This is a genomic window from Desulfovibrio piger (assembly GCF_012843875.1).
Lineage (GTDB): Bacteria > Desulfobacterota > Desulfovibrionia > Desulfovibrionales > Desulfovibrionaceae > Desulfovibrio.
Window position 1 is genome coordinate 19,114 of the sequence record NZ_JABAFY010000019.1, and the last position, 15,605, is coordinate 34,718.

General features: G+C 59.0%; 14 protein-coding genes. 10 read left to right on the plus strand and 4 right to left on the minus strand.

Features of this window, described 5'->3' with window-relative positions; genetic code table 11:
• Positions 1–2: 2 nt before the first annotated feature.
• Together drmB and drmC are read left to right on the plus strand one after the other, a co-directional pair.
• Positions 3–1,826 (plus strand): DUF1998 domain-containing protein, encoded by a 1,824-nt coding sequence (drmB, locus tag HF854_RS06515; RefSeq protein WP_168935566.1) that lies wholly within the window; start codon positions 3–5, stop codon positions 1,824–1,826.
• Between the two features lie 2 nt (positions 1,827–1,828).
• Positions 1,829–2,590, plus strand: coding sequence for a DISARM system phospholipase D-like protein DrmC (gene drmC / locus HF854_RS06520; protein WP_168935567.1), 762 nt, complete (start codon positions 1,829–1,831; stop codon positions 2,588–2,590).
• Positions 2,591–3,008: 418 nt separating this feature from the next.
• On the opposite strand, the gene HF854_RS06525 is transcribed toward drmC, so the two are convergent.
• Both HF854_RS06525 and HF854_RS06530 read right to left on the minus strand, forming a co-directional pair.
• Positions 3,009–3,515, minus strand: a complete 507-nt coding sequence (locus tag HF854_RS06525; RefSeq protein ID WP_168935568.1) for a hypothetical protein — start codon at positions 3,513–3,515, stop codon at positions 3,009–3,011.
• Positions 3,512–3,733, minus strand: a complete 222-nt coding sequence (locus HF854_RS06530; RefSeq protein ID WP_168935569.1) for a hypothetical protein — start codon at positions 3,731–3,733, stop codon at positions 3,512–3,514. The genes HF854_RS06525 and HF854_RS06530 overlap by 4 nt, the downstream gene beginning before the upstream one ends.
• Before the next feature lie 197 nt (positions 3,734–3,930).
• Here HF854_RS06530 and HF854_RS06535 point away from each other — a divergent pair, with 197 nt between their 5' ends.
• From HF854_RS06535 to HF854_RS06565, 7 genes are all read left to right on the plus strand, one after another.
• Positions 3,931–4,602, plus strand: coding sequence for an ERF family protein (locus HF854_RS06535; protein ID WP_168935570.1), 672 nt, complete (start codon positions 3,931–3,933; stop codon positions 4,600–4,602).
• A 9-nt stretch (positions 4,603–4,611) separates the two neighbouring features.
• Entirely contained in the window at positions 4,612–5,778 is a 1,167-nt protein-coding gene (locus HF854_RS06540) for a hypothetical protein (RefSeq protein ID WP_168935571.1), read from the plus strand.
• A 13-nt stretch (positions 5,779–5,791) separates the two neighbouring features.
• Entirely contained in the window at positions 5,792–6,172 is a 381-nt protein-coding gene (locus HF854_RS06545; RefSeq protein WP_168935572.1) for a hypothetical protein, read from the plus strand.
• Between the two features lie 75 nt (positions 6,173–6,247).
• Entirely contained in the window at positions 6,248–7,198 is a 951-nt protein-coding gene (locus HF854_RS06550) for an AAA family ATPase (protein ID WP_168935573.1), read from the plus strand.
• Positions 7,199–7,222: 24 nt separating this feature from the next.
• The gene (locus HF854_RS06555; protein ID WP_168935574.1) at positions 7,223–8,170 is read left to right on the plus strand and encodes a DUF3150 domain-containing protein; all 948 of its coding nucleotides are present in this window, start codon (positions 7,223–7,225) and stop codon (positions 8,168–8,170) included.
• A 4-nt stretch (positions 8,171–8,174) separates the two neighbouring features.
• Positions 8,175–9,893, plus strand: coding sequence for a cobaltochelatase CobT-related protein (locus tag HF854_RS06560; protein ID WP_168935575.1), 1,719 nt, complete (start codon positions 8,175–8,177; stop codon positions 9,891–9,893).
• Positions 9,894–10,372: 479 nt separating this feature from the next.
• Positions 10,373–10,993: a DUF4125 family protein gene (locus HF854_RS06565; RefSeq protein WP_168935576.1), complete on the plus strand. Its 621-nt coding sequence runs from the start codon at positions 10,373–10,375 to the stop codon at positions 10,991–10,993.
• A 328-nt stretch (positions 10,994–11,321) separates the two neighbouring features.
• Here HF854_RS06565 and HF854_RS06570 read toward each other — a convergent pair whose 3' ends face one another.
• Together HF854_RS06570 and HF854_RS06575 are read right to left on the minus strand one after the other, a co-directional pair.
• Positions 11,322–11,693: a hypothetical protein gene (locus tag HF854_RS06570; RefSeq protein WP_168935577.1), complete on the minus strand. Its 372-nt coding sequence runs from the start codon at positions 11,691–11,693 to the stop codon at positions 11,322–11,324.
• Between the two features lie 130 nt (positions 11,694–11,823).
• A complete protein-coding gene (locus HF854_RS06575) occupies positions 11,824–12,552 on the minus strand; it encodes a DciA family protein (protein WP_168935578.1) in 729 nt (242 codons plus the stop codon).
• A gap of 2,068 nt (positions 12,553–14,620) precedes the next feature.
• Between HF854_RS06575 and HF854_RS06580 the strand changes: the two genes are divergently transcribed.
• A complete protein-coding gene (locus HF854_RS06580) occupies positions 14,621–15,547 on the plus strand; it encodes an ArsR/SmtB family transcription factor (protein WP_168935579.1) in 927 nt (308 codons plus the stop codon).
• Positions 15,548–15,605 lie beyond the last annotated feature (58 nt).

Consider the following 15,605-nt stretch of genomic DNA (forward strand, 5'->3'; position numbering starts at 1 on the left):
TGATGGCAGTCGCAGGAGAAGTTCGCCCCAGTCAGCTGATGTTCACCTTTGGTATCGGTGCCACCCTCGACCTGCCGGAAGTCTCGGCCCTCGTCATGGGGCTCGACTACTGGAACAGGGATCTGTGCAGGCCCATCATCGAGCACCGCCTGCTGGCCGCCGTGCAACGCATCGTCGGGTCCCAGGTCCAGGAATTGCGTCTTCCCCCTGTACAGGAGGAAGAGAACGACAGCAGGGGGGTGCCTGCCGTCCCCTTTCCCCGCTGGATGCGCTGCAGCGTATGCGGGGCTATGGCGCCGCTGGAACGGGGAATCTTCGAAAAGCGTGAACCTTTGTACAAGCCTGTACATTTTGTCCATGCGCACTGTACACGGATGAAGAATCCCCAGACCCCTCCGCGCGCCATCCCTGTACGCTTCCTGCTGGCCTGCCCTGACGGCCACCTGTCGGACGTCCCCTGGAACGAGTTCATCCATGACGGCCTCCCCTGCCCACACCCCGAACTGCATATGAACGAATTCGGCATCACAGGGGATGTCTCTGATATCATAGTCAGCTGCAAAGCCTGTGGCAAAAAAAAGCCGCTCTCGGCACTGGTAGCCGGACTGCGCGCCAAGGAACCTCTTTTCCCCTGCAGCGGTCTGCATCCCCATCTGCGCCAGTGCGATCTTTCCCCGTGCACCGCACGGCCACAACTTATCAACCTGGGTGCTTCCAACCTCTGGTTCCCCCAAACGACCAGCGTGCTTTCCATCCCTGATGAAGAAAGCTCCCTGCTCAGTATCATACGTGCCCACTGGGCCGATCTGGCTGATGTGGACGATGAAGCCATGGTCCGCTATCTGGCCAGACCGGGGCGCATCGAAGCCTTGGCTGATTTCAGTACGGATGACGTACTCCGTACCATTGAGGCTGAACGCAGCCTGCAGGGCCAGCCTGTCCTGCAAACGCCCGATGATATCAAGCTGCCGGAATGGGAGATCTTCAGTGGACAGCGCCAGATCAATGTCTCGCGCAAACTAGAGATCGTCTCCATCCCCGCACCGGCCGGTTTCGAAGATAGCTTCGAAAACAGCATGCAGGTCCCGCGCCTGAGTGAGGTCCGCGCCATGTACGGGTTCACCCGTATCTCGACCCAGCAGGAGCTGGATCTCGGCATCATCAGTGAGCAGCATGTGGCTCCGCTGACCCGGGAAGCGCCTACCTGGCTGCCGGCGTATGAAAGCTACGGTGAAGGCATCTTCCTGCGCCTGCGTGAGGATCGCCTCCAGTCCTGGGAACAGCTGCCGGCCGTACAAAAACATGACAGGGCTTTTTTCCTGGCCCACAAAGCCTGGCGTAAAAGCCGCCGCTTCCAGGATACGGATGCCGGGTATCCTGGATTGCGCTTCGTCCTGCTCCATTCTCTCGCCCATGCCCTGATGCAGCAGATCACTCTGGATTGCGGCTATACAGCGGCCAGCGTCCGCGAGCGCCTCTATTGCCGTACCCCGGATATGCCTGGCGGCCCCATGGCCGGTATCTTGCTTTATACCGCGGCCACAGACAGTGAAGGTACCCTAGGGGGGCTCGTCTCACTGGGCAATCCCGAGACCTTGGGCCGTTATCTCGAGCAGGCTCTGGAAAACATGCGTATCTGTACTTCCGATCCCCTATGCGCCGAGCGCAAGCCAGAGGCCGACGGCCGTGTCATCCAGGGGGCTGCCTGCCATGCCTGTCTTTTTGCTCCCGAGACCTCGTGTGAATGCGGTAACCGCTATCTGGACAGGAACGTGCTTGTCGAAACCTTTGCCCAGCGTCCATCAGGACTGGCCTTCTGGAAATGAGCATGCCGGACACGCTGTTGCAGAATATCCACACCTTTTGTTCCCGCATCCCGCTGAATCTGGCAAAAAACCTCATTGATCTTCTACGCCGGGACAGCAGCCTCTGGCATGACCCCGCCTCCTGCAAACAACGGTGCGGTCTGAACAATGAGCTGGCTGCACTTTTCCAGAAGCTCGTCCGTCAAAGCTCGTCTGCAAAAGAATTGGCCACGGCTCTGGAAACAGGAAGTTTTTTTATCCGTAAAAACCAGGAACAGAACAGCCGTTTTGTCTGGTCTGGCCCTGCCCATGTCCTGCCTGATGCCAGAAAGACAGAACAAGTCCTTCTCGATCTGATTCAGACGGCACAACAACAGATTTTTCTGGTCAGCTTTGCCGCCTACAAGATCCCGACCCTGCTGCATGCCCTTGAGCAAGCTTTGGCTCGCGGCGTCCAGATCCGTTTTATCCTGGAAAACAAAAATGATTCTGCCGGACAACTCAGCCACAGTGCAGACAAGGCCTTTGAAACACTCAAAGGCGCTGCATTCTACCATTGGCCCCTGGAGAAGCGCCCCAAAAATAGATTGGGGAATCCGGCAAAGATGCACGCAAAATGCGCTGTCAGTGAATCCGCCTTCCTCATCACCAGTGCCAATCTTACCCAAGATGCCATCGATCATAACATCGAACTTGGAATACTCCATCGGGATAAAGAAAAAGCCACTGCGCTGATTAGGCAATTCGAGAATCTTATCACACAATACATATTGCAGCCTTATTAGTGCATGTTTGTAAACTTCAACTTTTATATTTACAAGAAGGTATGTGGACAAAAAATGACTGCGCGCGGCAGAGCAAAAACTCGCGAAGATGGTCAAACAATATTCTACTAATCTTACGAACAAAGAATGGGAGTATTTCCGGTCCCTGATTCTGGAGAAAGCCGGAAATGCGTTCGCTACTCGTACGATTTAGATGTTCATGGAGACAATATCGAAGATTTTCTATGTGATTATTTCTCAGGGTAAGCAATTCTTTCCACTATAACCTTACGAATCTCCTTCAACAGCCTGCCGCAGTCGCGATAAAATCGTCCCCGCTCCTTTGCGGCTGCCATTTCCTGCCGCCTATACATCCCGTGCTTGAAATTATTCCGATTCCCGTACGGCGCACCGCCTTTGGGCGTTGATTCAGCCATTTTTATTTCCCCCCCTGGACGACATCTCCAACAATGGCCTGATCGGCGTAGACGTGTGTGACCTGGATGTTCTGCCTTCCGGCGTTGCGGTAGCGTCGAAGTACCTCAAACTGTTGCAGGTACAGACGCATCATCTTGGCTGCTATAGCCGAAAGCCGTTCCTTGTCTTCCGCAAACACAGCCGTGTCACTGCTGCTCAAGGCATTCACTGCGTACTCATTGGCAAGACACATCTGCACCACAAGCATGCGCTCAAGGCTGTTGCCTGGCCTAATCTCCCGGATGGCGGCAATGCAGGCATTGAACAGCAAATCCGAACGTTTTCCTCTGGCTGTTCGTGACAAGCAATGAAGCAAATACGTCGCCGCAGGCTCGTCTTCCGCCCCGAATGCGGCCATAAGTCGCTCTTTCCATTGCGCCGGGCACTCGCCAGCGAGCAACACCGGCGCAATGCCATTCTCTGTTTTCTGGACGAAAACAGACTCGCTCGTGCAGGTTGCCTGAGTCATCGCACCGACTCGTTCAGCGTATTTGCCAGGTAATCAGGATCATTAAAAATGGCATGCAAAGCCTTGTCATCAAGCTTGAGCAGCATCTCCGTCACTCTTCTGTAAAAAGCCGACGGCCCCATGCCGTAGAGCTTTCTGTCCAACACATCACGCAGCGCCGCATGAGTCTCGATCGGAAGACCTGCACCAATAACTCTAATCTTATCACTATTTTGCATAAGTCACCTCGTGTTTTTTTCTTGATGCAGAAATATTGGCCTCCTCTTTTCCAAAATTTCAGAAAGGAATTCCTTTTTCTTCTGCATACAGAACGTAAGCCTCGCAAAAAGATTGCATGGATAAAAGCAGCCAGCAGTCAAAAAAAGCCTTGGCACTTGTTATAAGGGTATAGAAAAAGCATGTTAGGAGGCTTCTTATGCATACTACCACAAATCAGTCTTCCAGCCTTGCATCGGCTCTTCTCTGCGTCCAGCAGGCGCTGCAACCCGCCACAAAGGATGGTAAAAATCCGTATCATGCCACCCGCTACGCCACTCTCAACAGTGTCATGGCAAGCTGCCGTGAGTTGCTTATCAGCCATGGCATCCTGCTTACCCAGATGCCTGTCGTCCAGCCTGTAGAACTTGGTCAGAACGTCCTTGCTCTCGAAACGCGACTCACTCATGTGGATACCGGTGAATATCTTGCCAGCACTGCCATTGTCCCTCTGCCCAAAGCGGATCCCCAGGGACTGGGCAGTGCCATTACCTACGCAAGGCGTTATGCCCTGTGCGCCATATTGGGCATCATTACAGAAGATGATGACGGCAATGCCGCATCCTGTCTGGAGAATCGACAAGCGCCAAACGTAACGGCCGGCCCCAAAAAAGCACGTTCTCTCCTGGCATCTTTGCCGAAGCTCGATGGGGTCAGCTACAGCACGGCCACCAGCTCCGAGGGCCGAACATATGTTGTCGCTGTCGGCGGAACAATGGAAAAGAAAGTCCTTCTCCAGAAAGCGGGCTTCCGATGGGACAACAAGCAGCGGTGCTGGTGGAGATACGCGGACATTGAAAATCAGGACAGCGCCCAGAGCTGTTCGCTGTGAGGAGTCTGTATGAAAGAAACTAACTTGCAACGCCCCCTGGCGTTGATGTCCCTTCTGCACAATGGCCTGCGGCTCCATGCTGCAAAGACGACACAGGCCCAGCTGGGAGACAGGAAGCGCTATGTGGGGTTGTCCGACATCGCCGCCTTCAGCGTCTGCCCTCGTAAAGCTGTCCTGCAAAAACAGCAGCCCGGAACAGCGAATTTTGCCAAGACACTGACGCTTCAGCGGGGACACTGGTATGAAGACGGCATAGCTTCCGCTCTGGAAGCCACAGGCCTGTCCCCTCTGCGCCAGCTTGAAATAGCTGTGACCTACAAGGGCGTCCCCATCAAGGCGCATCTTGATCTTGTGCTGGTGTCTTCTTCCCCGACGCCAACCATCCGTATCCTTGAAGTGAAAAGCATGACAGCCCTGCCCGAACATGTTTACGCCAACCATGAACTTCAGGCCTACGGACAGATCGCGCTGTTCCATGCCTACTACAACAGGCATGTGTTCAGTCTGCGGGACGAACAGGGCACACCGGTTTTCACGGGGCTGTCTTTCCCTGAAGTGGTCGCCAGACTCTGGGGGGAATCTTTCCCGGACAACATCCGCAAGGTAAATGTCGAGGCCTGGCTTCTGGCCCTGACCATGACCGACGGCAAAGGCTTCGGCCCCTATCACTACAACAAGACTATGAAGACTGCGATCCTTGATATGGCGGTGCAGATGTACGGCCTTCTCCCACATCCTGTTGACAGATTGCCTGTGGCTGAGGGCTTTCATCCCCTCTGCTCCTGCTGCGATCATGCTGTAACCTGCCCCAAATTCGCCGGTCCTGAGCATCCTGAACTGGCGCAACGCCTGCAAAAGCTGGTTGACTGGAAAACAGACCGCACTGCGCTGGATGAACGTATCAAGGAGGCAGAGGCCGATATGAAAGAATGGTATGCCCGGACGGACGCTCAGGGGGATTGGGTCATAGCCGGAAAACACCGCTTCAAAGTCGTTCCTCTGACTGGCCGACGTACTCTGGATAAACACGGGCTGGCCAACGAACTCTCCAGTCTGATGCGGGATCAGGGAATCGCTCTGGATGTACCGGCGCTCTTTGCAAAGCATGAGAAGCAGGGGGCCCCCGGCAAGCGCCTTATGCTGCTGCCCTTCTCCAACACAATAACTGACGCCTAATACGGGAACTGATATGGATTACTCCTCGAATGTGGCCTTGTGCCTGAACAGGGCCGCTGCCGGCAGTTTGACGAGAAAGCTGTCTCACCTGAGCAAGGAAAAGGAAGAAAATGTCCAGATCCTTGCCCTGTTTAACAGCGCGGAGTGCTACAAGACCAAAGATGGCGCCGAGGTTTTCCTCTGGAACGACATCTCCTGGTCTCTGGACAAACCTGAGATCGAATATGTGGAATATTTTCTGGATTCGCTGGAAATGGAGGCCTTCCGATTCCTGCGCATCGGCGAAGAAACCGATGACATAGAGGCAAGCGGCGACTACCGGGATAACCCGTTCCGGCTCGATGTAAAACGCAGCCTGTCATTCAGAAAGCCAAGACACCACGCCGGTAAATAAGACCGGCTTTTTTCATCTTTACCGAAGGCTCGTCGTGTCCCGCACGGCGAGCCTTTTTCTTATGGGAGCACGCTCATGGCAAAAATCACGGACTTTGACGCCGGCCTTGTTTTTTCCGGCAAAGCATCGGGGACGAAAATCAGAGGGTATGACGCCCCTACAGCTTATACTCCGGCCCTGGATTCGCAGTATTCGTTCAATCCTACGTCAGGAAGGGACCTTGTTCTCTGGTTTCTGATGGAACACCCCGACCCGCTCTGGATCAGCGGTCCCACTGGCTGTGGCAAGTCCAGTGCCGTACGCCAGATAGCGGCGCGTCTCAACTATCCTGTTTTCGAAGTCAACGGCCACGAGCGTCTGGAAAGCTCTGACCTCATAGGTCATCTGTCCGTACAGAATGGCTCAATGCGCTTTGTTGACGGACCGCTCACTCTGGCACTGCGGCAGGGGGGACTGCTGCTGTTCAATGAAATCGATCTTTGCTCTCCCGCCACACTGGCCGGACTGAATACGATCCTGGACGGCGCGCCACTATGTATCGCCGAAAACAACGGCGAACTCGTCAAGCCCCACCCCATGTGTCGCTTCATCGCTACGGCAAACAGCAATGGCGGGAGTGATGACACCGGTTTGTACCAGGGCGTGCTGCGACTGAATCTGGCTTTCATGGACAGATTTATGCTGATCGAAATGGGCTATCCCGAAGCCGATACCGAAGTATCGCTGCTCCGGCAACGTTTCCCGCAACTGCCCCAGGAGCTTGTCACCGGTATGGTCAGCTACGCCAATGACATCCGCAAGCAATTCATGGGGGCGGACAGCGGACCCGACGCTCTTGCTGTCACCCTGTCCACACGCACACTGCTGCGCTGGGCAGGGCTGACTCTGGCGTACCACCCGCTTTCGGCGCAGGGCATCAGCCCTATCATACATGCATTGGACAGGGCCCTGGCCTCCCGCGCCTCCGCATCTGACAAAGCCGTACTGCACGAACTCGCACGAAAATATTTCCCTGCATCTCACTAACCAGCAACCATAAGGTCATATTCCATGCCCAACGACATCATAACCCTCACACCCCCTGACGCCCTCGACAAGCTGTATGTCCTCAACCTCGACACGACCATCTGGTCTGCTTGCCGCAAACTCACGGCCTCCGATTTTGACAGTGAAAACCAGCTGCCGCCTTCCGCCCTTGCCAGTCTGGGCTTCAAGAAAATCTGTGATCCTGCCCATATGGCTGTGTTCAGCAGGCTCAAGGCCAGAGCCGTTTCTCTTCTTGACAGGCATGCTGTCCGCTTTCTCGGTGGCTGGGCCGTGCCTTCAACCAAGGTTGACGGCATCCTCGACGGTTTGAAGGCCATCAAAGATGAATTTTATACCGAAAAGCCCCTGTTCCTGCAAAACTATGACCGCCTCATCGCGGAGTGGATAAGCAAGTATGAGGTATGGCGGGAATTTCTCGCCAGCAGCACGGTCTCCGCAGACTATGTCGCTCAAAGGCTCACGTTTTCCTGGCAGCTCTTCCGTGTCAAATCGTCTGAGGTGGATTCGACGCTGGACGAAAGTCTCTCCGACCTGGGAAACAAGCTCTTCTCCGAAATCGCCAAAGATGCGGCCGACATCTGGAGTCGGGTCTACGAAGGAAAGATGGAGGTTACGCACAAAGCCCTGTCTCCGCTGTTGACGCTGCGGGACAAACTCAAGGGGCTGAGTTTCGTTTCTCCCCACGCCATGCCCGTGATCAGAATCATGGATACGGTAATGGAAGGCGTGCCGGACAAGGGCAAGTACATTGCAGGCCAATCGCTGCTGAACCTGCAAGGCCTTGTCTGCCTGCTCAAGGACAAGCAAGCGCTGCTCAAGCAGGCAGAGGCCATGCAAAATACGTCCAATGCACAGCGAACCTTGAACTCTATTGTTTCCGCCTTCTCCCCGAACAAGCAAACAGTGGTACCGGTCACACCCGCGTGCCTCAATTCCGGCGGCCTGTGGTGACACCATGCAAGCAGAAACCAAACATATCATGTCGGCCCTGCCGGTTGTGGCCTCCATACTGGGGGATTCACTGGGCGTGAAAGTCAGCATCGGTGAACACAGCACAGCCTGGACGGATGGAACTTCCATATTCCTGCCCAAACTCAGTGTTGAAGGCGATGAAACAGAGCTGGGGCTTGTGCGGGGGTACATCAGCCATGAGGCCGGGCATATCCGGTACACGGATTTTGTCGACCTGCGGGCAGAAGCACTCACAGCACTGGAACAGCGTCTCTTCAACTATTTTGAAGATTACCGGGTCGAGCAGCGCATGGCAGAACGTTATCCCGGCTGTCGCCAGGACTTTCTCTGGCTGATACGGAATCTGTTCGCGACTCCCTTCTCTCGGGAGGAGCTGGAGAACTATGCGGCACAACCACTGGCCGCCTTGCTGGACTATGTCCTGTACTCTGTCAGGGCTCTCTCCCTACCCGTCTTGCGGGGATCAGTCTGTCTGTTGGGACAGATCGTCGAAAACCATTATCCCAACCTGCTGGGCAGGTTCACCTCGCTCATCAGCAGAGTCACGGACTGCCGGAGCACCCGCGACTGTCTTTCCCTTGCCAGGGAGGCGGCAATCCTTTTGCGCGGCTATTTGCACTCCCCCACACAACAGGAGGAACCACCTGAAACAAACGCCCCACTCCCGTCGCAGACGAACTCGGCCGCTATTACTGCTCCCGCGCAGTCCGGGCAGCCGACATCCCCCAAAAGGAACAAGCGGGAAAAACAGCGACAAGCAGAGGGGGCACTGCAAGAAGATAAAGATCAACCGGCTGGCGAGAATCAAAAAAGCGAAGTTTCCGGTCACAGCAAAGCATCTCCCACGCCACAGGAGGCGCTGGCGGAAGCTCTGGACGGAGAAAGCACAGGCTTGCCCGCTGATGAAGGAGAACGCATCGCAAAACAACTCGAAGCCTGCCTGAAGCAATCGAAGAATTGCCGTCCGCACACGGCTATGCTCGTAGAACAGCGCTGCCCTCTCCACAGATTGGATCCTGCACAGCTGGCAGCCTGTAAACGGGTGAGCAATGCTCTCCAGACACGCTTGGGAGCCCGGCTGCAAACCAGAGTGTTGCGTCGTAGTCGGGCAAGCCGTAGCGGAAGGCTCGACGGCCACCTGCTGCATCGTCTGGTGACAGATAGCGCACAGGTATTCAGGCAGCAGGCTGAAATCAGGGGACTGGATACGACTGTCCATATCCTGCTGGACTGCTCCTGTTCCATGGCACATAAGCTCAAGACAGCCTGTGCGTCATGCTATGTCGTAGCCTCTGCCCTGTCGCGTATCCAGGGCGTCCGGGTAGCCCTTACCGCCTTCCCTGCCACAGATGACAATACGTCCGTGTGCCCTGTGTTTCGTCCCGGAGAGCGTACCTCCGATGCCTGTCTTGTGACCGCCCACGGTAGTACACCCATGGCGGAGGCCATGCTCTACGCCTTGCGCGAGCTGCTCAGACAGAGGGAACGCCGTAAATTGCTTATCGTTCTCACCGACGGCAGCCCTGACGATTTCAGGACGGCAATGGACGTTATCGACACTGCAGAACGGCTCGGTATTGAGGTCTGCGGTATTGGTATCGACGCCCGCGCCGTGACGAACCTGTTCTCAAAGTCAGCCGTCATCCGCACTGTCGAAGAACTACCGAAGGCCTTATTCGGCCTGCTCACCTTAACCTTGTAAATGCAAAGGAGCAGAGTATGAACCCTGTCGTGATCGTAGATATCGTTCTTGCCGCCCTGACGATCCTTCGTGGGGCCATGTCGGAACGGCAATAAGCAACCTAAAGCAGAGGAAAGGCACGAGACAGACCTTGACGCCTTTCCCCTTCAAAGAGATACTTCAAAAGCGCAGGGAACGTCTGGCGGTGTCGGGCGAATCCCAAAAGCGCGAAAGCCCTTCTGTGACAAGAAAATCGTGATAGGAAGTCCGGTGGTACCAGCGGTGGTACAGCAGCTTTTTCCGGGGAAGTGTAATCCAATTATTTCAATATATTGAGTGATACAATTGGCTCCCTCCCCCGCCACGTGCTGACACAAGGGCGTTCTGCTTCCGGCAGGGCGCCCTTTTTTCATATCTCCCGGCCATGCCGGGAAAACTTTCTTGCCGAAGATGGCCGGACGGCCGCGGTGCCCGCGACCCTTCCCGGCCAAGGAGACGCTATGGAACACAAGACCCTTGTAGATGCTGTGGTCACAGCCGAATGGGAAATGTTCAGCAACGTGCAGAACGTGGGCGGCAAGGCCTCCTGCCAGATGGATCCCAAGACCTTCCGCATCATGCGTTCCAGCCAGATGGACAACTGGGACGACGAACTGCTGGGCAGCTATCTGGAAGACCTGCTGAACGCCCGTCTGGAAGGGCGTAACCTGGTCACGGAAAAATACGCCCGCATGATGGAATCCACCTTCCCCGAGGAGTACGCCCAGCTGGCCGACAGCCTGCCGCCGCTGGACCCCGAAGCCATGGCCCAGGTGGACGACATCGTGGCCGCCCATGTGCCCTGGAAGGAAGACCTCGACAGCCGCTTCCCCTCGCTGGCCGACAGGGGCCGCCCCCTGCGCAGCCGTGACGACCGTCCGGGCTGGGTCTCCATGGAGACCTACCTGCGCGCGGAACTGCGCACCTATTCCCCCAAGACCATCGCCCTCTATCATCGGGCCACCATGGAACGTCTGCGCAAGGGCGAAAGCGAAGCCGAACAGAACCTGCTCCATCAGGTGCAGCAGTACGGCTTTGAGGACATCGAGAGCGCGGAAAAGCATTTCAGCGCCCGCCGCTGAGGCCATCGACAGCGCCTGACGTCGCCCCGCCGGGAGCAGTCGCGATGATGCGCTTCCGGCAGGGGCACTGCCGCTCTTGAAAAGGCTGCGCCTTCAAAGGCCCGGGAGGAACAGGCTCCGGCCTCCCCCCTGGGCATGGGCATCTGCCCGGCGAACCTCTTGGACTTGCCGGGGCTCGCCATGAGAGCTGAAAACCAAAAGAGCCACCCGCAGGGGTGGCTCTTTTGGTTTGTATGACCGGTACAGAAACAGAGGCCGCAAAAACGAAAAGGGATGCTTCCGAAGAAGCATCCCTTTCCTCTCTTTTCGGGGAAAAAACGGACGGCGGCTAGGCGTTGGCAGCCTTGAGCATTTCTTCCACCATGGCAAGGCTGGTCGCGTTCCGGGCATCCATGCCGCACAGACCGCGCACAGCCAGCATCAGCAGGGTAATGGGCATGCGCACTTCAGCTTTGCCGTTATGGATGATGCAGGTCTGGTCCTGCACCTTCAGGCGATAAGCCCGGCGGCTGTGTTCTTCCGCCCCGGTGCGCATGATGTAGTAGATCTGGTCCTTGTTCTCCGTCACATACAGCTTCTGGCGACACAGCACGCCATGCTCCTCGTCATACCAGGAACACTCGGAGGAAAGGCTTCCACGAAAGCGCATATCCTCGCCATTATCGTGCTTGAGGCTGATATTTTCCAGCGTATCCTGCATGGCACCCTCCCCTTGAGCTGCAGCGTGACGGCAGCCACAGCGACAAAGCAGCAAGGCCAGCACGACACCGGCTGACCCTAGCATCGCAAGAAAAGCTTTGTCAATCCCGCCTCCCGGCGGCTCCAGCCCGTCATTTGCGGGGATCGGGCAGCTCCATGCCCAGGAAGCGGGCATAGCAGCGGGCCACGGCCGATTCGGGATCCATGAGCCCCAGACTGGCCCCGGAAGGCGCGGGGACCTCTTCCTTCGGACGCCCGGCGGAGCGCTCCAGCACCGGGCTGGGCGCATCCAGATCCTGATGGTCCAGCATCAGGGAGACCTTCACCGCCGTGAAGAAATCCTCCTGCAGGAACTCATTGACCCGGCGCACGATCTCCGGCCCCATATAATAGAGCTCCTGCAGCAGCACGGCGTCTTCGGCGCCGATGAGCAGCTTGTCGTCATGGTGGCCCAGCGGACGGGCCAATGGCGCCAGATCCGGCCCCAGCACGGCATCCCAGCTGCGCCACAAGCGGCTCAGCTTCGCCTGCTCCGGGGACGCGCCCAGAGAGATGAAGACCTTTTTCAGCACGCTCCCTGTCCGTGCCGGGCCGTGCCATTCCTCGAAGCGGGCCTCGTGCCCGGGTTCGGTGCTGCGCCGCCGCGTGATCCACGTCCGCGGGCGCGGGGCCTCCGCTGCGTCGGCCTGTGCCTTCTTTGCTGTCCTGCGTTTCCTCCCGCCCGTATCCGTCGGCGGCGGCAGCACGACCAGCGAGTCTTTGCGCCGTGCCGCCCGGTCTTCCTCCGCTTCCAGCCCGGCATCGAAACGGGCCTGCATGTCCGCGGCCCACTGCCGGAACGCGGCCTCGCGCCGCCCCATGCCTGTCCCGGAAGACGGTGCAGGACAAGGGGCCCCGGCCACAGGGGACGCTGCGGGCCGGGCAGTCCCGTTTGCCTCCCCTTCTGCGCGGTGTCCGGCAGATGCGGAAGAAACAGCTCCCTGTACGGGAGCAGGGCTTCCCTCCGGTATGCGCGCATCGCCGGGTACGGCTGGTGACGCTCCTCCCTTCTCTCCGGCCAGCGGTACGGAAGCGTTCCCGCTGCCGGCTACCGGCGCTGCTGTCGTGCCGCCCCCACGGCGACGCATGGGTGAGCTTTTGCCCTCTGCAGGTGTGGCTTCGGGGACGGGGGCAACAGGAGCCGCCGCAGCAAAGGGGGCCGCTGCCGGTACGGGCTCAGGAAAAGAAGCGGCCGGGACCGTCTCCGTACCACGGGCCGCCGTCCGGGCGGACGACGCTTCCCTATCCGGAGGAGCGGGAAAATCATCCCAGTCATCGTCCCCGGGCAGCACCACCAGACCGCCGCCCGATGACGACAGGCCGTATTCCGCAGCCAGACGATCCGCTTCGGCAGCCAGTGCCGCCGCATCCATAGGACGTTCCGCAGGCTGTCGCTCCGGTACCGGCGCTGTGGTCGGACCGGCTTCCCCCGCGGATGCGGGAGTGGTTGCAACAGCCTTCTTGCGGCCGCGCCCGCCGGATGCGGCTGGATGCCCCGCGCGGGAAACGGCTCTCCGCCCTGCGGCAGGCTGGGGCAACCCCGCATCAGACACAGCGGCCTCCGCATCAGCTGCATGCCGAACAGCGAAAGATCCCTCTGACGGTGGGGCCATCTGTGCGACAGCCTCGGCCACGGGAACCGGCCCGTCCTCGGCCACAGGTGCAGCCTTCGGACTGCCCGCACGACGACGTTTGGGTGAGCTTTTTGCCTCCGCAGGTGTGGCTTCGGGGACGGGAGCAACAGAAGACGCCGCAGCGAAGGGCGCCGCTGCCGGTACGGATTCAGGAAAAGCAACGGCCGGGACCGTCTCCGTAACGTGAGCCCCCGTCCGGGCGGACGACGCTTCCCTATCCGGAGGAAGAGAAAAATCATCCCAGTCATCGTCCCCGGGCAGCACCACCAGACCGCCGCCCGATGACGACAGGCCGTATTCCGCAGCCAGACGATCCGCTTCGGCAGCCAGTGCCGCCGCATCCATGGAACGTTCCGCAGGCTGTTGTTCCGGTACCGGCGCTGTGGTCGGACCGGCTTCCCCCGCGGATGCGGGAGCGGTCGCAGCAGCCTTCTTGCGGCCGCGCCCACCGGAAGTGGGGGCACGCCCGGCACGGGAGACGGCTCTCCGCCGTGCGCCGGAGTGAGGCTGATCCTCTCCCGGTACGGATGCTGCCGCCTCCACAGCGGACTGGCCAACAGAAGGCTTCACTACCGGTGATGAGGCCTCCTGTGCGACAGACCCGAACGCGGGAGCCGGCTCGGTAGCGGAAACTGCCCCGGTATCGGTCACCGGCGCGGCCTTCGTGCCGCTCGCACGACGACGCCGGGCAGTCGTCTTTTTCGGAGGAGTGGCAGGTCCCGGCGGTACCGTGGCCGCGGCCGTGTCGGCGGGCGGGATCACCGGAGGGATTTCCGGGAGCGCGGCTTTGGTGGCGGCAACGCCCTGCGATGCATCTTCCTGTGGGACGGCGTCCGCCGCTTCCCGGGGAGCCCTGTCCGGCGCAGATCTCTTTTTCCGCCCGCCGTTCCGCTCGCGGGAAGACGCCGAGCCTGCCGCCTGCCGTTCCTCAAGGCCATCCGCCGATGCCTTTTCGGCCGGCGGTTCTCCCTGCGTCGCCTTTTTCCCCTTCCCGGCCGTCTTTTCCGAGCGCGCCGGAGACGGCTCAAGACCACAGGCCTCCAGCAACGAGAGGGCCGTGGCCGTGATAACGGTCACCCGCTTGCGCGACAACCGTCTTTTTGTCTCCTCCCCGGCAGCGGAAGACCGGTCGGGGGCAGCATCGGAAGGCGAGGACATGGAACTCCTTGACTATATCCAGATAGGCTGATATTTGCATCAAGCAAATTTGATACATAGATCGCAGGCGCGCCCGGCGCGCCGTACAGGGGCACGCATGGCACTGGTATATTTCAAGGCACTTTCAGACGAGACCCGTCTGCGACTGGTGCATATCTTGCTGCATTACGAACTCTCGGTCAACGAGCTGGTGCGCATCCTCGGCATGGGGCAGTCCCGCGTCTCGCGCCACCTCAAGATCCTGACCGAAGCGGGCCTGCTGACCTCGCGCCGGGACGGCCTGTGGGTCTTCTATGCCGCCACGCGCTGCGGCGAGGCCAGCGACTTTTTGCAGGCCATGGGGCCCTTTTTGCATACGGACACGGCCATGCGCGAGGATCTGGCCATGGCGGCCCAGATCCTGGAGGAACGCGCCCTCAAGACGCGCCAGTTCTTCAACGCCATCGCCGAGGACTGGGACGAGCTCAACCGCGAAGTGCTGGAAGATTTCGACCTGCCCGCCGCCGTGCTGGCCGCCGTGCCCGCGGGCTGCCGCGTGGCCGTGGACCTGGGCTGCGGCACCGGCGCGGTGCTGGAGCGCCTGCTGCCCGCCAGCCGGAGCCTCATCGGCGTGGACGGCTCGGCCCGCATGCTGGAGATGTGCCGCCGCCGCTTCAACCCCGTGGATCTGGCCAACGAGAACCGCATCTCCCTGCGCATCGGCGAGCTGGATCACCTGCCCCTGCGTGACCAGGAAGCGGACTTCGCCTGCATCAACCTTGTCCTGCACCACCTGTCCGACCCCGGCGAGGGCCTGCGCGAGATCCGCCGCAGCCTGACCACGGGCGGGCACCTGTTCGTGGCCGATTTCCTCCAGCACCACGACGAGACCATGCGCAGCCGCTACGGCGACCGCTGGCTGGGCTTCGACGAAGAGCGCCTGCAGGAACGCCTGCGCCAGGCCGGTTTCGAAGTCCTGTCCTGTACGCGGCAGGCCGTGGGCCGCGGCCTGTTTCTGCTGCTGGTGCAGGCACGCGCCTGTTAGGGATATTTTCGGGGGGAAGGCCCCCCGTGCCCCATCTTCCCCCAAACGTGCTCCATTC